Annotated in this window: 16 protein-coding genes and 2 tRNA genes; 15 read left to right on the forward strand and 3 right to left on the reverse strand. The window is 69.5% G+C overall.

Going from position 1 to position 20273, the window contains the following annotated elements; genetic code table 11:
- Nucleotide 1: 1 nt before the first annotated feature.
- Nucleotides 2-1096, reverse strand: coding sequence for an acyltransferase family protein (locus IE177_RS05875; RefSeq protein ID WP_229815910.1), 1095 nt, complete (start codon nt 1094-1096; stop codon nt 2-4).
- Between the two features lie 530 nt (nt 1097-1626).
- On the opposite strand from IE177_RS05875, the gene IE177_RS05880 reads away from it, so the two are divergent.
- On the forward strand, nt 1627-1821 hold the full coding sequence (locus tag IE177_RS05880) for a hypothetical protein (protein ID WP_030648672.1): 195 nt from the start codon (nt 1627-1629) through the stop codon (nt 1819-1821).
- A gap of 162 nt (nt 1822-1983) precedes the next feature.
- Here IE177_RS05880 and IE177_RS05885 read toward each other — a convergent pair.
- Nucleotides 1984-2054: transfer RNA gene (locus IE177_RS05885), tRNA-Gly, on the reverse strand.
- 177 nt (nt 2055-2231) lie between these two features.
- Here IE177_RS05885 and IE177_RS05890 point away from each other — a divergent pair.
- The 5 genes from IE177_RS05890 (at nt 2232) to clpX (ending at nt 7150) form a co-directional block, all read left to right on the forward strand.
- Nucleotides 2232-2308, forward strand: a tRNA-Pro gene (locus IE177_RS05890).
- Between the two features lie 178 nt (nt 2309-2486).
- Complete coding sequence (gene tig / locus IE177_RS05895) at nt 2487-3872, forward strand: trigger factor (protein ID WP_190013666.1); 1386 nt, start codon at nt 2487-2489, stop codon at nt 3870-3872.
- A gap of 482 nt (nt 3873-4354) precedes the next feature.
- Nucleotides 4355-4960: an ATP-dependent Clp protease proteolytic subunit gene (locus IE177_RS05900; protein WP_107423707.1), complete on the forward strand. Its 606-nt coding sequence runs from the start codon at nt 4355-4357 to the stop codon at nt 4958-4960.
- A gap of 70 nt (nt 4961-5030) precedes the next feature.
- Nucleotides 5031-5696, forward strand: a complete 666-nt coding sequence (locus IE177_RS05905) for an ATP-dependent Clp protease proteolytic subunit (protein ID WP_190013667.1) — start codon at nt 5031-5033, stop codon at nt 5694-5696.
- A 167-nt stretch (nt 5697-5863) separates the two neighbouring features.
- Nucleotides 5864-7150 (forward strand): ATP-dependent Clp protease ATP-binding subunit ClpX, encoded by a 1287-nt coding sequence (gene clpX, locus IE177_RS05910; protein WP_190013668.1) that lies wholly within the window; start codon nt 5864-5866, stop codon nt 7148-7150.
- Nucleotides 7151-7219: 69 nt separating this feature from the next.
- On the opposite strand, the gene IE177_RS05915 is transcribed toward clpX, so the two are convergent.
- Nucleotides 7220-8194 carry a hypothetical protein gene (locus IE177_RS05915; protein WP_190013669.1) on the reverse strand — a complete coding sequence of 325 codons (975 nt, stop codon included), beginning with the start codon at nt 8192-8194 and terminating at the stop codon, nt 7220-7222.
- Between the two features lie 136 nt (nt 8195-8330).
- Between IE177_RS05915 and IE177_RS05920 the strand changes: the two genes are divergently transcribed.
- The 9 genes from IE177_RS05920 (at nt 8331) to rodA (ending at nt 20252) form a co-directional block, all read left to right on the forward strand.
- Nucleotides 8331-10955 carry a valine--tRNA ligase gene (locus tag IE177_RS05920; protein WP_190013670.1) on the forward strand — a complete coding sequence of 875 codons (2625 nt, stop codon included), beginning with the start codon at nt 8331-8333 and terminating at the stop codon, nt 10953-10955.
- 250 nt (nt 10956-11205) lie between these two features.
- Complete coding sequence (gene folC / locus IE177_RS05925) at nt 11206-12720, forward strand: bifunctional tetrahydrofolate synthase/dihydrofolate synthase (RefSeq protein ID WP_190013671.1); 1515 nt, start codon at nt 11206-11208, stop codon at nt 12718-12720.
- Between the two features lie 8 nt (nt 12721-12728).
- Nucleotides 12729-13088, forward strand: a complete 360-nt coding sequence (locus IE177_RS05930; RefSeq protein ID WP_190013672.1) for a DUF4233 domain-containing protein — start codon at nt 12729-12731, stop codon at nt 13086-13088.
- A gap of 65 nt (nt 13089-13153) precedes the next feature.
- Nucleotides 13154-13567, forward strand: a complete 414-nt coding sequence (gene ndk, locus IE177_RS05935; RefSeq protein WP_190013673.1) for a nucleoside-diphosphate kinase — start codon at nt 13154-13156, stop codon at nt 13565-13567.
- A 278-nt stretch (nt 13568-13845) separates the two neighbouring features.
- On the forward strand, nt 13846-14865 hold the full coding sequence (locus tag IE177_RS05940; protein ID WP_190014106.1) for a rod shape-determining protein: 1020 nt from the start codon (nt 13846-13848) through the stop codon (nt 14863-14865).
- A 165-nt stretch (nt 14866-15030) separates the two neighbouring features.
- Nucleotides 15031-15969 (forward strand): rod shape-determining protein MreC, encoded by a 939-nt coding sequence (mreC, locus tag IE177_RS05945; protein ID WP_190013674.1) that lies wholly within the window; start codon nt 15031-15033, stop codon nt 15967-15969.
- Between the two features lie 13 nt (nt 15970-15982).
- Nucleotides 15983-16660: a rod shape-determining protein MreD gene (mreD, locus tag IE177_RS05950; RefSeq protein WP_190013675.1), complete on the forward strand. Its 678-nt coding sequence runs from the start codon at nt 15983-15985 to the stop codon at nt 16658-16660.
- 146 nt (nt 16661-16806) lie between these two features.
- On the forward strand, nt 16807-19059 hold the full coding sequence (gene mrdA, locus IE177_RS05955; protein WP_190013676.1) for a penicillin-binding protein 2: 2253 nt from the start codon (nt 16807-16809) through the stop codon (nt 19057-19059).
- Nucleotides 19056-20252 carry a rod shape-determining protein RodA gene (rodA, locus tag IE177_RS05960; RefSeq protein ID WP_190013677.1) on the forward strand — a complete coding sequence of 399 codons (1197 nt, stop codon included), beginning with the start codon at nt 19056-19058 and terminating at the stop codon, nt 20250-20252. Before mrdA ends, rodA begins: the two co-directional genes overlap by 4 nt.
- Nucleotides 20253-20273: the final 21 nt, after the last annotated feature.

Raw genomic sequence — 20273 nt, forward strand, 5'->3', positions numbered from 1 at the left:
GTCAGGCGCCGACCTTCTCGCGTTCGCGCTCCTTCTGCTGCCGCCCACGGGCCAGCTCGACCGCGTCCTGCCTGAACGCCCACTCAAGCTTCGGTTCCATCGCGAAGCGGAAGAGGCGCTGCACCGGCGGGGTGCACAGCAGCGTGACGACGGCGGCCGCGACGGCGGTCACGGCGATCTCGCCGGCCGGGCGGTGCATCCAGGAGTGCTCGAACCAGCCCTGGTAGTCGCCGTACTTCTTCAGGAAGCCGTGCAGCAGGTAGCCGTACAGGGTGCCCGAGCCCAGGACGGTGAACCACATCCTCCGCCGCGGCACCCAGGCGAAGAAGCAGGCCGTCAGCACCAGCGAGCAGCCCATCAGGGCCAGCGTCATCATCGGCCCGGACCACCAGGGGCCGCCCAGCTCCTGAGCGGCGTCGCGGTGGTAGAACCAGGCGGCGTTCATGCGCGGCGCCGCCCACCAGCCGACCACGAACGCCGCCGCCAGCACCGGCACCGAGGCGATCCGCACCGAGCGGCGGCGCACCAGGTGGAAGTGCTCGGGCTTCATGCTCAGGCCCAGCACGAAGTACGGCAGGAACTGCAGGACGCGCTGCACGTCGAAGTCGTTGCCGAGTTCCGGGGTGACGGTCGCGAGCATGGCGATGCCGAGGGCGAGCGGCAGCGGCCAGCGCACGAGCTTCCAGATCGGAGTGGTCAGCCGCCAGACGAACAGGGCCACCAGGAACCAGGTCAGGTACCAGGGATCGAGCAGGGTGACGCCGTCGTCGGAGCCGGTGACGAGGTTCCGGAAGACCGAGTACGCGGTCTCGAACAGGACGTACGGCACCGCGACACCGGTGATCAGCCGCTTCAGCCGGTCCGGGCGCATGTCGAAGCTGCGCGAGAAGAAGCCGGAGATGATGATGAACGCCGGCATGTGGAAGGTGTACACGATGGTGTACAGGGTCTCCACGGTCCGGCTGTCGCCCTTGAGCGGCTCCCAGGCGTGCCCCATCGCGACGAACGCGATGGCCAGGTACTTGGCGTTGTCGAAGAACGCGTCACGCTGTTTGCCGGGTCTGTCCGCCTTCGTCTGCCGCTCCTGCGTACTCATGGGAGTACGCGGACGGGGCACTCCGTCCGCCGGCGGCTGTGCCGGGGGGAGTGGCCTGCGGTTCTGGCCGGGGAGCGGGGCGGCGTCAAACATCTCTGGCACCCTAGCGTCGTCTGTGGCATTCCGTAAAACCCCCTCGGCCATTCCTGGTTATCGCCTTCGGATACCCCCTGATTCGCAGAACTTGCCACCCCTGTTCACGTGATCGTGCGCACATCCGCGACGCCAACTCACCCCCGATGTACCGATTCATCCCGACTAAATGGGGCATACGGCCTCTCTGTGCCATCAATTCCAATTACCTGCCCGCGGGATGTGTGGAGAACGAAACGAACTCGCGGAATTCTCAGGGCGGTCACACGGCGGAGCGCTTCGAATTACCGCGGAGTACCTTGCCCGCCCCGGCTTGGCCGCCGACGTTGTGTCACGTTCCGCATGGGGAGGCCGGGTTGGTGGCACGATGGTTCTGGCGGAGGTGCGCGGGCGCACCTCCGGGCCGGGAGAGCGGACCGACCGAGGGTGTGATCAGTGTGGCCATTTCACTGTCCGTGGTGCTGCTGTTGGCGATCATCCTGGTGGTGCTGATCCGAGGGGGGAACATCAAGGCCGGCCCGGCGATCGTCGCGATCCTCTTCGGCTTCTTCCTGGCCTCGACCGGCATGGCGCCGTCCATCAACCGGTTCCTGAACTCGATAGCGGAGTCCATCAACTCGATCAGGTTCTGACCGGCGGGGACCGCCGGCGCCTCCCGCGGACCCGGGCGCGACCCGGCCCGGCCCCGCTGTCACCCGTACGGGTGCGGCGCGCAGTGCCACCCGGACCGCCCCCGGAAAACGATCAGGGCCAGGCGGAGGAATGATCCTCTGACCTGGCCCTGAGCCGTACAGAGCGGGCGACGGGAATCGAACCCGCGTAGCTAGTTTGGAAGACTAGGGCTCTACCATTGAGCTACGCCCGCGACAGTGTGTCGCCGGTCGGTGACCGCGGCACTGCAGAGCATCGTAGCGGGTCGCCCGCCGCCGAGGCCAACGTGCCGGTCCGGCGGCGGGCGGCGACGCTGCGCGACCGCCCCGGCCCCTCCCGTAATGCGGCCGACGCGACCGGCCGGGGCATGTACCCTACGTGTCGCACCAGACGGGGTGTGGCGCAGCTTGGTAGCGCGTCCGCTTTGGGAGCGGAAGGCCGTGGGTTCAAATCCCGCCACCCCGACCACCGGCTCACGACGTCGTGATGATCGCCTTTGGGGCGCTGACCGGCTGCGGCTAGTATGCAGACTGCGCGCCCGTGTGTCCCGGCCCACTCGGCCTACGAACTCCTCCGGGCGGCGAAATCCGCCGGACCAGTCTGGCTCCGGCAGAAACCAAGAAGTCAGCCACAAGGAGACCGAACCGTGAAGAGCGCCGTGGAGACCCTGAACCCGACCCGGGTTCGGCTCACTGTCGAGGTGCCCTTCGAGGAGCTCAAGGACAGCCTCGACGCGGCGTACAAGAAGATCAACCAGCAGGTCACGGTGAAGGGCTTCCGCAAGGGCAAGATCCCGGCTCGCGTGATCGACCAGCGGTTCGGCCGCGGTGCGGTGCTGGAGGAGGCCGTCAACGACGCGCTGCCCAAGTTCTACACCGAGGCGGTCAACGAGGCCGAGCTGAACCCGCTCGGCCAGCCCGAGGTCGACATCACCGAGCTGAAGGACGGCGAGACGCTGAACTTCACCGCCGAGGTCGACATCCGCCCGGCCCTCGAGATCCCGGACTACTCCGGCATCGAGGTCGAGGTCGACGCCGTCGAGGTCACCGACGAGGACGTCGAGAAGTCGGTCGAGCAGCTGCGCGAGCGCTTCGCCTCCACCTCCCCGGTCGAGCGCGCCGCCGAGGACGGCGACGTCGTCACCATCGACCTCGAGGCCAAGGTCGACGGCGAGGTCCTGGAGGACGGTGTCGCGAGCGGCGTGTCCTACACCATCGGCTCCGGCGAGCTGCTGGACGGCATCGACGACGCCGTCAAGGGCCTGTCCGCCGACGAGGAGGCCACCTTCACCTCCGAGCTGAAGGGCGGCTCCGCCGCGGGCCGGGAGGCCGAGGTCACCGTCAAGGTCACCCAGGTCGCCGCCCGCGAACTGCCCGAGCTGGACGACGAGTTCGCGCAGCTCGCCTCCGAGTTCGACACCCTGGACGAGCTGAAGGCCGACAGCCGCAAGCGCCTGGCCAACATGAAGCAGTTCGACCAGGCCACCCAGGCCCAGGAGCGCGTCCTGGAGAAGCTGCTGGAGCTGGTCGAGGTCCCGGTCCCCGAGAAGCTGCTCGAGGACGAGATCAACACCCGCAAGCACAACCTGGAGCACCACCAGCTCGGCCAGATGGGCCTCACCCTCGACAAGTACCTGGAGATCCAGGGCAAGACCGCCGAGGAGTTCGACACCGAGACCCGCGAGGCCGCGGTCAAGGGCATCAAGACCCAGTTCGTCCTGGACGAGCTGGTCAAGAAGGAGAACCTCAACGTCAACCAGGAGGAGCTCACCGAGCACCTCATGCGGCGTGCGGCCTCCTCCGGCATGTCCCCCGACCAGTTCGCCCAGGCCGTCGTCGAGGGCGGCCAGGTTCCGCTCCTGGTCGGCGAGGTCGCCCGCGGCAAGGCCCTGGCCGTCGTCGTCGAGGCCGCCACGGTGAAGGACACCAACGGCGAGGTCGTCGACCTGGACGACGAGGACGAGGAGACGCAGGAGGCGTCGGCCGAGGCCGAGGCCACCGAGACCGCCTCCGAGGAGAAGACCGAGGGCTGAACCGCCCCACGGCGCCTCTGACGCACGTACGACGGGCCCCGGGGATCTCCCCGGGGCCCGTTCGCGTCGCGGGACCGGCCGGCCGCCCCCGAGGGGCGCGGGGAACCGCGTGACGAGCCCCGCCGCGCACTCGCGGCCCGGCCACCACCACACCGGCCCCGCACGGGACGCGCCGCCCCGCACGGGACGCGCCCGCCTCTCACGGCACGCGCCGCCCCGCACGGGACGCGCTCCCCCGCCCGGGACGCGCTCCCCCGCCCGGGACGCGCCGCCCCCCACGAAGAGCACCGGCCCCCCTGCGGAGCGCTACGCCCCCGGCGAACACTCCCATCTCCGGGATTCCCCGAAGGGACCCGCGCGTTAGGGTCCATGAATACGGGGGCAGGGGAGTCTCCTGAGACCCCCCGCCAAGCCTCCGGCAGGACGACGTGAGACGGCCCGGCGCCGTCGTAAGACGAGCAGGTGGATACGTGACGAATCTGATGCCCTCCGCCGCCGGCGAGCCTTCCATCGGTGGTGGCCTCGGCGACCAGGTCTACAACCGGCTGCTCAACGAGCGGATCATCTTCCTCGGCCAGCAGGTTGACGACGACATCGCCAACAAGATCACCGCACAGCTTCTGCTCCTTGCCGCCGATCCGGACAAGGACATCTACCTCTACATCAACAGCCCCGGCGGCTCTGTGACGGCCGGCATGGCGATCTACGACACCATGCAGTACATCCCGAACGACGTGGTCACCATCGCCATGGGCATGGCCGCCTCGATGGGCCAGTTCCTGCTCACCGGCGGCGCCGCCGGCAAGCGCTTCGCGCTGCCCCACGCGGACATCATGATGCACCAGGGTTCCGCCGGTCTCGGCGGCACCGTCTCGGACATCAAGATCCAGGCCGAGTACCTGCTGCGCACCAAGAAGCGCATGTCCGAGCTGACCGCTCAGCACTCCGGCCAGACGGTCGAGGCGATCATCCGCGACGGCGACCGCGACCGCTGGTTCACCCCGGAAGAGGCCAAGGAGTACGGTCTCATCGACGAGATCATCACGCACGCCTCGGGTGTTCCGGGAGGCGGCGGCACCGGTGCCTGACCGGCCCGGCCACGCCACGCACCGCCGAGACCTCAAGCCCCCAGAACGCCACCAGGACGGTGAACACCCCATGAGCAACTTCCCCGGCGCCGCCAGCGGCCTGTACGAAGGGCCCCGCCCCGACAGCCGCTACGTCATCCCGCGCTTCGTCGAGCGCACCTCCCAGGGCATCCGCGAGTACGACCCGTACGCCAAGCTCTTCGAGGAGCGCGTGATCTTCCTGGGCGTCCAGATCGACGACGCCTCCGCCAACGACGTCATGGCGCAGCTGCTGTGCCTGGAGTCGATGGACCCGGACCGGGACATCTCGATCTACATCAACAGCCCCGGCGGCGACATGACCGCCCTCACGGCGATCTACGACACGATGCAGTTCGTGAAGCCCGACATCCAGACGGTCTGCATGGGCCAGGCGGCCTCGGCCGCCGCCATCCTGCTCGCCGCCGGCACCCCGGGCAAGCGCATGGCGCTGCCGAACTCCCGCGTGCTGATCCACCAGCCGGCCGGCTCCACCGGCCGCGGGCAGCTCTCCGACCTGGAGATCATCGCCAAGGAGTTCACCCGGATGCGGGAGCAGCTGGAGGACATGCTGGCCAAGCACTCGAACCAGCCGATCGAGAAGATCCGCGAGGACATCGAGCGCGACAAGATCCTCACGGCCGAGGAGGCGCTGGAGTACGGCCTCGTCGACCAGATCATCTCCACCCGCAAGCTGAACAACTCCGCGGTCCGCTGACCCGGAGGACGTACTTTCTGCCCCTCTTGGCACGGTGCACGTCAAAGTGAACCCTGCCAAGGGGGGCCCGAACACCGGGCCCGGCAAGGTACCGTCGGACATAAGGCAGCACCAGGAGCCGCTGGACCCAGTGTCCAGGCGTCTCCCAGGCGAAGGGGAAGCACACCGTGGCACGCATCGGTGACGGCGGCGATCTGCTCAAGTGCTCGTTCTGCGGCAAGAGCCAGAAGCAGGTCAAGAAGCTCATCGCAGGGCCCGGTGTGTACATCTGCGACGAGTGCATCGACCTCTGCAACGAGATCATCGAGGAAGAGCTCGCGGAGACCAGCGAGGTCCGCTGGGAGGAGCTGCCCAAGCCCCGCGAGATCTACGAGTTCCTCGAGGGCTACGTGGTCGGCCAGGAAGCGGCCAAGAAGGCGCTCTCCGTCGCGGTGTACAACCACTACAAGCGGGTCCAGGCGGGCGAGAACGGCGGCGGGAGCGGCCGTGACGACGCCATCGAGCTGGCGAAGTCCAACATCCTGCTGCTGGGCCCCACGGGCTCCGGCAAGACCCTGCTCGCGCAGACCCTGGCGCGCATGCTGAACGTCCCGTTCGCGATCGCCGACGCGACCGCGCTGACCGAGGCGGGCTACGTCGGCGAGGACGTCGAGAACATCCTCCTGAAGCTCATCCAGGCGGCCGACTACGACGTCAAGAAGGCCGAGACCGGGATCATCTACATCGACGAGATCGACAAGGTCGCGCGCAAGAGCGAGAACCCGTCGATCACCCGCGACGTGTCGGGCGAGGGCGTCCAGCAGGCGCTGCTGAAGATCCTCGAGGGGACCACGGCCTCGGTCCCGCCCCAGGGCGGGCGCAAGCACCCGCACCAGGAGTTCATCCAGATCGACACGACGAACGTGCTGTTCATCGTGGGCGGCGCCTTCGCGGGCCTGGAGAAGATCATCGAGGCCCGCGCGGGGGCGAAGGGCATCGGCTTCGGCGCGACGATCCTGTCCAAGCGCGAGCTGGAGTCCAAGGACGTCTTCGAGGACGTCATGCCGGAGGACCTGGTCAAGTTCGGCATGATCCCCGAGTTCATCGGCCGCCTCCCGGTCATCACCTCGGTCCACAACCTGGACCGCGAGGCGCTCCTGAAGATCCTCGTCGAGCCCCGCAACGCGCTCGTCAAGCAGTACCAGCGCCTCTTCGAACTCGACGGCGTGGAGCTGGACTTCGAGCGCGAGGCGCTGGAGGCCATCGCCGACCAGGCCATCCTCCGCCAGACCGGCGCCCGCGGCCTGCGCGCCATCATGGAGGAGGTCCTCCAGGGCGTGATGTACGAGGTCCCGTCCCGCAAGGACGTCGCCCGGGTGGTCATCACGGCCGACGTGGTCCTCTCCAACGTCAACCCGACCCTCATCCCGCGGGACGCGCGGGGCCGGGGTTCGGGGGAGCAGAAGACGGCGTGACCGGACACGTGAACGCGAGTGGGGCCCCGGCCGACCGGCCGGGGCCCCTCTTCGTGCACCGCGAGGGCGTCAGGCCGGCTTGCGGACCTCGTTGCGGAACTTCGCCGTCATCTCGGCGGCCGTCGCCGGGTCGTCGCTCCTGCCCGCCATGAGGCTGGCGAGGTCCATCGGCATGACCATTCCGAGGGTGCTGTGGTCGCCCCAGACGCAGATGGTCAGCGTCACGTCCTTCGGGCCGCTGCTCGCGCCGGTGGGGGCGCTGGCCTGCTGGCACTTGAGGACCGCGCCGTTGAGTCCGTCCGGCTCGTACGCCTTCGGCTCGCCCTTCAGGGCGACCTTGCTGTCCGGCTCCTTCTGCGACTCGGACTTGAAGTAGGCGAACATCGCGTCGACGGCCTTCGCCGGGTCGTCGATGGTGCCGTAGACGCCGCCGAAGTTGATCATCTTCTTGCTCAGCGGGTTGTCCTCGTCACCGGACTCGTACTTCGCGCTGACGTCCTTCGGGTCGTGCACGCCCCACTTCTCGGCGTCCTTCAGGTCCTTGGACGTCATCGTGTCGCTGTCGCCGCCCTTGTTCTTGTACTCCGTGAGCACCGTCGCCGGCGTCGTCAGCTTGTGCGGGCCGTCGTCCGCGACGTCGCTGCTGCCGCTCTTGCCGCCGACCACGAAGTACACGCCCACCGCCACCGCGGCCACCACGGCCACCGCGCCGATGATCAGGCCCGTCTTCTTCTTGCCCCCGCTCGGCTCCGGCGCCTGAGCCATGCCGTAGGGCTGCTGGCCGTAGGCGCCCGGCTGCTGGCCGTACGGGGCCGGCTGCTGCGGAACACCCTGCTGCGGGTAGCCGTAGCCGGGCTGCTGCGGAGCCTGCGGAGCCTGCGGGGCCTGCTGGGCCTGCTGGGGGTAGCCGTAGCCGGGCTGCGGAGCCTGCGGCGGCTGGCCGTAGGGGCCCGGCTGGCCGTACGGCCCAGGCTGCCCCGGCTGGCCGTACGGACCCGGCTGCTGGGGCTGCTGGCCGTACGGGCCCGGCTGGTTGTTGCTCATTCCTGGGTTCCCCTCCAGAGCTTATGTGTTCCTGACATCCTGGCCCAGGCCAAGCGGCGGCACGGCACCGGGGGCCGCACCGTTACAGAACAAACGCGTTTCGGGACCGCCCCGTAACACCTCTAAACTGACCCCCGTGACCGAGAACGCTCAGCAGCAGCCACCCGCGCCCGACTCCGAACTGCCGACCCAGTACGCGCCGGCCGATGTAGAGGGGCCGCTGTACGAGCGCTGGGTAGAGCGCGGTTACTTCGAGGCGGACGCCAAGAGCGACAAGCCGCCGTACACGGTGGTCATCCCGCCGCCGAACGTCACCGGCAGCCTGCACCTCGGGCACGCCTTCGAGCACACCCTCATCGACGCCCTGACCCGCCGCAAGCGCATGCAGGGCCACGAGACGCTGTGGCAGCCCGGCATGGACCACGCCGGCATCGCCACGCAGAACGTCGTCGAGCGCGAACTGGCCAAGGAGGGCAAGTCCCGCCACGACCTCGGCCGGGAGGCGTTCGTCGAGCGCGTCTGGCAGTGGAAGGCCGAGTCCGGCGGCCAGATCAGCGGCCAGATGCGCCGCCTCGGCGACGGCGTCGCCTGGTCCCGCGAGCGCTTCACCATGGACGAGGGCCTCTCCCAGGCCGTCCAGACCATCTTCAAGAAGCTCTACGACGACGAGCTGATCTACCGCGCCGAGCGCATCATCAACTGGTGCCCGCGCTGCCTGACCGCCATCTCGGACATCGAGGTGGAGTACCAGGACGACGACGGCGAACTGGTCTCCATGACGTACGGGGACGGGGACGACACCATCGTCGTCGCCACCACCCGTGCCGAGACGATGCTCGGCGACACCGCCGTCGCCGTCCACCCCGACGACGAGCGCTACCGGCACCTCGTCGGCAAGCAGATCAAGCTCCCGCTCACCGACCGCTCCATCCCGGTCGTCGCCGACACGCACGTCGACCCCGAGTTCGGCACCGGGGCCGTCAAGGTCACCCCGGCCCACGACCCGAACGACTTCGAGATCGGCCAGCGGCACGACCTGCCGTCCATCGCCGTGATGGACGAGCACGCCGTCATCACCGCCCACGGCCCCTTCCAGGGCCTGGACCGCCTGGAGGCCCGCTCCGCCATCGTCGCCGCGCTGCGCGCCGAGGGCCGGATCGTCGCCGAGAAGCGGCCCTACGTCCACTCCGTCGGCCACTGCTCGCGCTGCAAGACCACCATCGAGCCGCGCCTGTCCATGCAGTGGTGGGTCAAGGTCGGCCCGCTGGCGAAGGCGGCGGGCGACGCCGTCCGCGACGGCCGCGTCAAGATCCACCCGCAGGAGATGGAGAAGCGGTACTTCGACTGGGTCGACAACCTCCACGACTGGTGCATCTCGCGGCAGCTGTGGTGGGGTCACCGCATCCCGGTCTGGTACGGCCCGAACGGCGAGGTCGTCTGCGTCGGCCCCGACGAGGAGCCGCCGGCCGGCGAGGGCTGGCACCAGGACACCGACGTCCTCGACACCTGGTTCTCCTCCGGCCTGTGGCCCTTCTCGACCCTCGGCTGGCCCGAACAGACCGATTCGCTCGCGAAGTTCTACCCGAACTCCGTCCTGGTCACCGGCTACGACATCCTCTTCTTCTGGGTCGCCCGGATGATGATGTTCGGCCTGTACGCGATGGACGGCACCCCGCCGTTCCACACCATCGCCCTGCACGGCATGGTCCGCGACCAGTTCGGCAAGAAGATGTCGAAGTCCTTCGGCAACGCGGTCAACCCGCTGGACTGGATGGACAAGTACGGCTCCGACGCCCTGCGCTTCACCCTCGCCCGCGGCGCGAACCCGGGTGTCGACGTCCCGATCGGCGAGGACTGGGTCCAGGGCTCGCGGAACTTCGCCAACAAGATCTGGAACGCCACGCGCTTCGCGCTGATGAACGGCGCCACGGTGGACGGGCCGCTGCCGGAGCCGTCCCGCATGTCGGCGACGGACCGCTGGATCCTCTCCCGCCTCAACTCGGTCGTCGCCGAAGTCGACGCCCACTACGAGGACTTCCAGTTCGCCAAGCTCTCCGACGCCCTCTTCCACTTCGCGTGGGACGAGGTGTTCGACTGGTACGTCGAGCTGTCCAAGACGACGTTCCAGGCGGGCGGCGAGGCGGCCGAGGTCTCCCAGCGCGTCCTGGGCGAGGTCCTCGACGTCACCCTCAGGCTGCTGCACCCGGTCGTCCCGTTCGTCACCGAGACCCTCTGGACCACCCTCACGGGCGGCGAGTCGGTCGTCATCGCCGAGTGGCCGGTCGACAGCGGCTTCCGCGACCAGGCCGCCGAGCGCGAGATCGAGACCCTCCAGTCGGTCATCACCGAGGTCCGCCGCTTCCGCGCCGACCAGGGCCTCCAGCCCGGCCAGCGGGTCCCGGCCCGGCTGACCCTGGACGGCACGCCCCTCGCCCCGCACGAGGCGGCGATCCGCAACCTGCTCCGTCTCCAGCCGGAGGGCGGCTCCTTCACGACCACGGCCACCCTCCCGGTCGCCGGTGCCGAGGTCGCCCTCGACCTCTCCGGCACGATCGACGTGGCGGCCGAGCGCAAGCGCCTCGCGAAGGACCTGGCCGCCGCCGAGAAGGAGAAGGCCCAGGCCACGGCCAAGCTCGGCAACGAGGCGTTCCTGGCCAAGGCCCCGGAGAACGTGGTCGGCAAGATCCGCACCCGCCTGGCCAAGGCCGAGGAGGACATCACCCGGATCCAGTCCCAGCTGGAGAAGCTGCCGCCGGCCTGATCCGGACGGAAGACCCCGCCCGGGACGAGTCCCGGCGACCGAAGGCCCCCGGAACCGCACGGCTCCGGGGGCCTTCCACATCTCCAGGGGCGCGGAAGACCGCCGGGCGGCACGGGCGCACCCCGCGCCCGCCGGGCGGCACGGGCGCACCCCGCGCCCGCCGGGCGGCACGGGCCCACCCCGCCACCTGCCCGCACGGCCCCCACGAGCCACCGCACGCTTTGTCACCGCGGCTCCGTAGACTGGCCCCGTGAGCGACAATCCCGGCACCAGTGACACCCCCGACCCCCTCGACGCCTTCGAAGAGATCATCGCCGAGGAGACCGACCGCGACCCCGACCTCGCGGTCATCGAGGCAGGCAGCCGGACGCTGCGCACCCAGGGCGGCCCGCCGCACGCCGACGTACCCGCGCGGCCCGCGGACCCCGAGGTCGACAAGGCCCTGCGCGAGGTCGAGGCGGAGCTGGCCACCCGCTGGGGCGAGACCAAGCTGGAGCCGTCCGTCAGCCGTATCGCCGCGCTGATGGACGTGCTGGGCGAGCCGCAGCGCTCGTACCCCTCCATCCACATCACCGGCACCAACGGCAAGACCTCCACCGCCCGCATGATCGAGGCCCTGCTCGGCGCCTTCGAGCTGCGCACCGGCCGCTACACCAGCCCGCACGTGCAGTCGGTCACCGAGCGGATCAGCCTGGACGGCGCCCCGATCTCCGCCGAGCGGTTCGTCGAGACGTACCAGGACATCAGGCCCTACGTCGAGATGGTCGACTCCGCGCAGGAGTACCGGCTGTCCTTCTTCGAGGTGCTCACCGGCATGGCGTACGCGGCCTTCGCCGACGCCCCGGTGGACGTCGCCGTCGTCGAGGTCGGCATGGGCGGTTCCTGGGACGCGACCAACGTGATCGACGGCGACGTCGCCGTCGTGACCCCCATCGACCTCGACCACACCGACCGCCTCGGCGAGACGCCGGCGCAGATCGCCGTCGAGAAGGGCGGCATCATCAAGCAGGACGCCACCGTCATCCTGGCGCAACAGCCGGTGGACGCGGCGCAGGTGCTGCTGAAGAAGGCCGTCGAGGTGGACGCGACCGTCGCCCGCGAGGGCCTGGAGTTCGGGGTCGTCGCCCGGCAGATCGCCGTCGGCGGGCAGCTGCTCACCCTGCGCGGCCTCGGCGGCGAGTACCCCGAGGTGTACCTCCCGCTGCACGGCGCCCACCAGGCGCACAACGCGGCCGTCGCCCTCGCCGCCGTGGAGGCGTTCTTCGGCGTCGGCGCCCAGCGCGCGGAGCCGCTGGACATCGACACCGTGCGAAAGGCCTTCGCCGCCGTGTCCTCGCCGGGCCGCCTGGAGGTCGTCCGGCGCTCCCCGACGGTCGTGCTGGACGCCGCGCACAACCCGGCGGGCGCCGTGGCGACCGCGGAGGCCGTGCGGGAGGCGTTCGACTTCACCCGGCTGATCGGGGTCGTCGGAGCGAGCGGCGACAAGAACGTGCGGGGGCTGCTGGAGGCCTTCGAGCCGATCTTCGCCGAGGTCGTCGTCACCCAGAACACCAGCCACCGCGCCATGGACGCGGACGAGCTGGCCGCGGTCGCCGTCGAGGTGTTCGGCGAGGAGCGGGTGCAGGTCGAGCCGCGGCTGCCCGACGCCCTGGAGGCCGCGATCACGCTGGCCGAGGAGGAGGGCGAGTTCGCGGGCGGCGGCGTGCTGGTCACCGGTTCCGTCATCACCGTCGGCGAGGCCCGGCTGCTGCTGGGGAAGGGCTGAGGTATCCCGTGCGTACGCTCTGCGCATCGACGCTCATCGGCGAATTCTTCGTCATCGCCTTCGCCGGGCTCGTCGCCATGAAGGACCCGGACCTGTCCACGTCCACGGTGTGGCTGGTCAGCGGTGTCGCCATGGTGCTGTGCCTGCTGCTGTGCGGCATGGTGACCCGGCCCGGCGGGGTGGCCCTCGGCTGGGCCCTGCAGCTCGCGCTGATCGCCTCCGGCGTCTTCGTCCCGACCATGTTCTTCATGGGCGCGGTCTTCGCTGCGCTGTGGTGGGCCTCGGTGCACTTCGGCAGAAAGGTGGACGAGGCGAAGGCGAGAGCCGCCGCGCAGACCGAGCCCTCCTCCACGGCTGACGCTGCGTGACGGGCGCCCCGACACGCCCTGTAACCTCATCCCACCGCACTCGCACGTCGTGTAAGGAGCCCTCCGTGAGCCAGCGCACCCTCGTCCTCCTCAAGCCCGACGCCGTCCGTCGTGGCCTGACCGGCGAGATCATCAGCCGCATCGAGCGCAAGGCAGGCTGGCGGATCACCGCGCTGGAGCTGCGTGCCCTGGACCAGGACACGCTGGAGCAGCACTACGGCGAGCACAAGGGCAAGCCGTTCTACGAGCCGCTGGTCGAGTTCATGTCCTCCGGCCCGGTCGTCGCCCTGATCGTCGAGGGCGAGCGGGTCATCGAGGGCGTGCGGCAGCTGGCCGGCCCGACCGACCCGATCGCCGCCGCCCCCGGCTCGATCCGCGGCGACTACGGCGTGATCGTCCGCGAGAACCTGATCCACGCCTCCGACTCCGAGGAGTCCGCCGAGCGCGAGGTGAAGATCTTCTTCCCGGGCCGCGCGTAACACGGCACCGCACGAAGCGGAATGTCCGGGGGACGCCCCCGGACCGCGTTTCCCCAGCACCTGTGCATGAGTACCGGCGATCGAGGGAACGAGCCGCCCCGAACGCCCGTCTCCACAAGCGGGGCGGACCGCCATCCGGTGACAATGGCGGAGACCCTCGCGCAGTGTTCGTGCAGGCGCGTTTACGATGGAAGCCTTCACGTCACAGCACCCGCCTCGCCGACCTGACATGCCCTCAAAAGCTCGGGAAGGCCCGATGAATCCGGATGGGGAACTCAATGTCGTTCATCGGCCGTGACATGGCTGTCGACCTCGGGACCGCCAACACGCTGGTGTACGTCAGGGGTCGCGGAATCGTACTCAACGAGCCGTCCGTCGTCGCGATCAACACGAACACGGGCGGGATCCTCGCGGTCGGCGCCGAAGCGAAGAAGATGATCGGCCGGACGCCGGGCAACATCGTCGCCGTCCGTCCGCTGAAGGACGGCGTGATCGCCGACTTCGAGATCACCGAGCGGATGCTCCGGTACTTCATCCTGAAGATCCACAAGCGCCGCTACCTCGCCCGTCCCCGGGTCGTCGTCTGTGTGCCCTCGGGCATCACGGGCGTCGAGCGCCGCGCGGTCATCGAGGCGTCGAGCCAGGCCGGTGCCCGCCAGGTGCACATCATCGAGGAGCCCATGGCGGCCGCCATCGGCTCCGGTCTGCCGGTCCACGAGGCCACCGGCAACATGGTGGTGGACATCGGCGGCGGCACCACCGAGGTCGCCGTGATCTCGCTCGGCGGCATCGTCACCGCCCAGTCCATCCGTGTCGCCGGTGACGAACTGGACAACGCGATCATCCAGTACATCAAGAAGGAGTACAGCCTTCTGCTGGGTGAGCGCACCGCGGAGCAGATCAAGATCACGATCGGTTCGGCGTACGCCCTGGAGACCGACGAGCACACCGAGGTCCGCGGCCGGGACCTGGTCTCCGGGCTGCCCAAGACCGTCGTCATCTCGGCCGGCGAGGTCCGCAAGGCGATCGAGGAACCGGTCAACGCGATCGTCGACGCGGTCAAGACGACCCTCGACAAGTGCCCGCCGGAGCTGTCCGGCGACATCATGGACCGAGGAATCGTTCTGACCGGCGGCGGAGCCCTGCTGCGCGGACTCGACGAGCGGCTTCGGCGGGAGACCGGCATGCCGATCCACATCGCCGAGGATCCGCTCGACAGTGTCGCGCTCGGCTCCGGCAAGTGCGTCGAGGAGTTCGAGGCGCTGCAGCAGGTCCTGGACGCCCAGCCGCGCAGATGACGCACCTCCTCGATTCCGCCGTACGAGACGTTCTCCTCTCGTGCGGCGGATCGTCGATATAGAGGCATAAGCTCCCCCGAATGGGCCTCTTGGACGTGCGCCGCACGATCCGCGTCCACCAGAGGTCCCCGAATTCCTACTTGAGGAAGGGCACGGCCGCCGCACGTGAGGGACACGAAAGAGAGCCGGCTGCTCCTGGTACTGCTGGTCGTCATCGCGTTCGCGCTGATCACGGTGGACATCCGCGGGGGCCGCAACTCCCCGGTCGACGGCGCCCGGCAGGCCGCGGCCACGGTGTTCGGCCCGGTCGAGAACGGACTGTCCTCGGCGGTCGACCCGGTCGGCAACGCCGTCTCCGCGATCCGCGACTCCGGTGGCCGGCACGACCGGCTCGCCGCGCTGGAGAAGGAGAACACGGCCCTCAAGGCGAAGCTCGGCAGCGACGACCGCAACCGCAGCCGCCTGGGGCAGCTCGACAAGATGCTCAAGATCGCCGGCGAGGGCCAGTACGGCATCAAGGGCGCCCAGGTCATCGCCATAGGGTCGGCGCAGGGCTTCTCCTGGACCATCACCATCGACGCGGGCGCCAACGACGGCATCAAGCGGGACATGACCGTCCTCAACGGCGACGGACTGGTCGGCCGCGTCACCACCGTCGGCCCCGACACCGCCACCGTCCTCCTCGCCAACGACCCCGACTTCACCGTCGGCACCCGCATGGAGGGCAGCGACGAACTCGGCTTCGCCTCCGGGCAGGGCGACCGCCCGCTGCGCGTGGAACTGCTCAACGGCAAGGCGGAGGTGAAGAAGGGCGACCGGCTCATCACCTTCGGCTCCCAGGCCGACAAGCCGTTCGTGCCGGGCGTCCCGGTCGGCGTCGTCTCCCGCGTCGACCCCTCGGGCGGCGGCCTCACCCGCACCCTCTACGTCACCCCGTACGTCGGCTTCACCAAGCTCGACATCGTCGGCGTGGTCGTCGAGGGCCCGAAGAAGGACCCGAGGGACACCGTGCTGCCCACCAAGCCCAAGCCGGTGCCGACCCCCACGGTGACCGTCACGGTGACCCCGTCCGCCGGCGCCGACACCGCCGACACCCAGCAGTAGGAGCTGAATCCCCATGCGCGTCAACCGGATCCTGCTCTCCTCCGCGCTGGTCGTCGTGGCCCTGGTGGTCCAGGTGAGCGTCCTCGCCCGCCTGCACCTGCCGGGCGCCGTCCCCGACCTGCTGCTGCTCACCGTCCTCGGCCTCGCCATGGTGTACGGCCATGTCGGCGGCGCCCTCGTCGGGTTCGGCGCCGGGCTCCTCGCCGACCTCGCCCCGCCCGCCGACCACGCGGCCGGCCGCTACGCGCTCGTGCTGTGCGTCATCGGCTACTTCGCCGGGCTCATCAGGCCCGAGAACGGCCGCCTGAAGTCGGCGACCGGCCCGATGGCCGTCGTGGTCGCCGCCGCCGTCGGCTCCACCCTGCTGTACGCCGGCGTCGGCGCCCTGGTCGGCGACACCGCTGCCCGCCACGTCGGCCTGACCGGCCTGCTGGTCTCGGCCGCCCTGTACGACCTGCTGCTCGCCCCCTTCGTGGTGCCCGGCATCATGTGGCTGGCCCGCCGCTGCGACAACGACCCGCTCGCCGAGACGGGGACCGCCGCCAAGTCCGGTGACATCTCCTCCGGCTGGCTCTCCTCCGGCACCGGCCTGCGCGTCGGCGGCCAGCGCGGCGGCCTCGGCGCCCTGAAGGCCAAGGCGCGCACGCGCTCCGCCCGGGTCGGCCGCATCAAGGGGGTCAAGCGGCTGTGAGAACCGCACAGTTCACCCGAACGGGTCGGCTTTCCCGGAACGAGGGCCCACCGGCCGGTCGTTCACCATTCGTACACACGCGGACGGTCCGCACACGCGCACGTCACGCCCGGACGTCCGAGCACTGAGAGGGGGAGACCGCCGCAGTGACCAACATCCCCGAGACCGGCCGGACCCCACGGGTCCAGATCCGGCTCGTCGTGATCCAGATCCTCGTCCTCTCCCTCCTCGGCACGCTCGGCGGCCGGCTGTGGTACCTGCAGATCCGCGAGGGCGCCGAGTACCAGAAGGAGGCGTCCGGCAACCACGTCCAGCAGGTCGTCGACCCCGCCGTGCGCGGCGACATCCTGGACGCCCGGGGCGTGCCCCTCGCCGACAACGAGACCCGCCTGGTCGTCTCCGCCTCCCGCACCGACCTGCTCAAGCAGAGCGACGGCGGCAAGGCCGTCCTGGCCAAGCTGGCCGGCGTCCTCGGCATGAAGCCCGCGGACGTCATGCAGAAGGTCCGGCTGTGCGACGCCAAGACCCCGCAGCCCTGCTGGAACGGCTCGCCCTACCAGCCCATCCCCATCACCGACGAGGCGACGGCCAAGCAGGCCCTGCAGATCCGGGAACGCTCCGAGGACTTCCCCGGCGTCACCGCCGAACCCGAGGCCGTGCGCCGCTACCCGGGCCCCGGCAAGTCCAACAGCGCCCAGGTACTCGGCTACCTCTCGCCCGTCACCGACTCCGAGATCCAGAAGGCCAAGGACACCGACTCGCCCTATCTGCGCTCCGACATGGTCGGCCGCTCCGGCCTGGAGCGCCAGTACGACAAGGTGCTGCGCGGCAAGGCCGGCGTGACCCGCTACGAGGTGGACAACCTCGGCCGCGTCATCGGCAAGGCCAAGTCGGACGCCGCCGAGTCCGGTTCCAACCTGGTCACCAGCATCGACTCCCGGGTCCAGCGGGTCGCCGAGTACGAACTGGACAAGGCGATGAAGATCGCCCGCCAGCAGTACGACAAGATCACCGGCGAGAACTACAAGGCCGACTCCGGTGCCGTCGTGGTGATGGAGGCCAAGACCGGCCGGATCGTCGCCATGGCCTCCGCGCCGACGTACGACCCGAACGTCTGGGTCGGCGGCATCTCCGCCAAGGACTACAAGGCCCTCACCGGCAAGGACTCCGACTACCCCCTGCTGAACCGCGCCATACAGGGTCAGGCCGCGCCCGGTTCGACGTTCAAGGTGGTCTCCACGGCCGCCGCGGTACAGGCCGGCTACCCGTGGGACGGCGGCTACCCGTGCACCAGCTCGTACTCCGTCGGCGGTCAGGTGTTCAAGAACTTCGAGGGGGAGAGCTTCGGCGCGATCTCGCTCGGCCGGGCCCTGGAGGTCTCCTGCGACACCGTCTTCTACGGCCTCGCCGACAAGGAGTGGAAGCGGGACGGCGGCATCAACCCCAAGAAGGGTGAGCCCAAGGACTGGTTCTTCAAGACCGCCCACCAGTTCGGCCTCGGCAAGGAGACCGGCGTCGACCTGCCCAACGAGGTCACCGGCCGCGTCCCCGACCGCGAGTGGAAGCAGGCGTACTGGAAGGCCAACAAGAACGCCTGGTGCAAGTCCGGCAAGAAGGACGGCACCTACGTCGAGAAGATCGCGTACGAGAACTGCCTCGAAGGCAACAAGATGCGCGAAGGTGACGAGATCAACTACTCCATCGGCCAGGGCGACACCCTCGTCACCCCGATCCAGGAGGCCGTGATCTACGGCGCCGTCGCCAACGGCGGCACGAAGTACCAGCCGACCATCGGCAAGGCGATCATCAGCGCCGACGGCAGGACCGTCACGCCGATCAAGCCGAAGAAGACCGGGAAGCTGCCGGTCAGCCAGGCCACCCTGAAGGGCATGAACGACGCCTTCGCGGGCGTCATCACCCGCGGTACCGCCGCCTGGAAGTTCGGCGGCTGGCCCCAGGACAAGATCGCGCTGCACGGCAAGACCGGTACGGCGGAGGTCTACGGCAAGCAGACCACCTCCTGGCTGGCCACCTACTCCAAGGACTACACGGTGATCATGACGATCGCCCAGGCCGGTACGGGTTCCGGCGCCTCCGGTGAGGCCGTGCGCAACATCTACAGCGCGCTCTACGGCGTCCAGGGCGACGGCTCCGTCGACAAGAAGAAGGCACTGCTGCCCGAGCCACAGAAGGGCCTGCCGAAGGTCCGCACGGACGGCACCATCGTCAACCCGAAGGTCACCGGCGACCCGGCGAAGGACGTCGAGGCCTCCCAGAAGGACAACACCACCAACGGGGACGACCAGCAGGACCCGGCCACCACGCCCCCGCCCACCACGGGCAACCGTGACACCCGCAGGAAGCCTCGCAAGAGGGGAAGCCGGAGGATGCCCGCATGACCGGCGCGAACGGCTTCTCCGTCTCCGGGTACGGCCCCGAGCGGGCCGGCTGGACGAGGATCCTCTCCCGCGACTCCCTCGCCCGCCGACTGGACTGGCCGATCCTCCTCGCGGCCACCGCCCTGTCCCTGCTGGGCTCCCTGCTGGTGTACTCCGCGACCCGCAACCGCACCGAGCTGAACCAGGGCGACCCGTACTTCTTCCTGCTGCGGCACCTGATGAACCTCGGCATCGGCATCGCCCTGATGATCGGCACCATCTGGCTCGGCCACCGCGCCCTGCGCAACGCCGTGCCGATCCTCTACGGCCTGTCGGTACTCCTCGCGCTGGTGGTCCTCACCCCGCTCGGCGCGACGATCAACGGCCAGCGCAACTGGCTCGTCATCGGCGGCTTCTCGCTCCAGCCCGCCGAGTTCCTCAAGGTGACGATCATCCTCGGCATGGCCATGCTGCTGGCCACGCGCGTGGACGCCGGCGACAAGCCCTTCCCGGACCACCGGACCGTGTTCCAGTCCCTGTGCCTGGCCGCCGTACCGATCCTGATCCTGCTGCTCATGCCCGACCTCGGCTCCGTGCTGGCCATGGTCGCGATCATCCTGGGCGTCCTGCTCGCCTCCGGCGCCTCCAACCGCTGGGTCTTCGGCCTGCTCATCACCGGCGTGATCGGCTGTGTCGCCATCTGGCAGCTGCACATCCTGGACGAGTACCAGATCAACCGCTTCGCGGCCTTCGCCAACCCCGACCTCGACCCGGCCGGCGTCGGCTACAACACCAACCAGGCCCGCATCGCCATCGGCTCCGGCGGACTGACCGGAGCAGGCCTCTTCCACGGCTCGCAGACCACCGGCCAGTTCGTGCCCGAGCAGCAGACCGACTTCGTCTTCACGGTCGCGGGCGAGGAACTGGGCTTCGTCGGCGCGGGCCTGATCATCCTCCTGCTCGGCGTCGTCCTCTGGCGTGCCTGCCGGATAGCGCGCGACTCGACCGAGCTGTACGGGACGACCGTCGCCGCCGGCATCGTCGCCTGGTTCGCCTTCCAGGCCTTCGAGAACATCGGCATGACCCTCGGCATCATGCCGGTCACCGGCCTCCCCCTGCCCTTCGTGTCGTACGGCGGCTCATCGATGTTCGCGGTGTGGGTCGCGATCGGGCTCCTGCAGTCGATCAAGGTGCAGCGCCCCATGTCGGCCTAGACATCCCGCGCGGCACGCCCG

This window comes from Streptomyces lucensis JCM 4490 (genome assembly GCF_014650035.1).
GTDB classification, from domain to species: domain Bacteria; phylum Actinomycetota; class Actinomycetes; order Streptomycetales; family Streptomycetaceae; genus Streptomyces; species Streptomyces lucensis.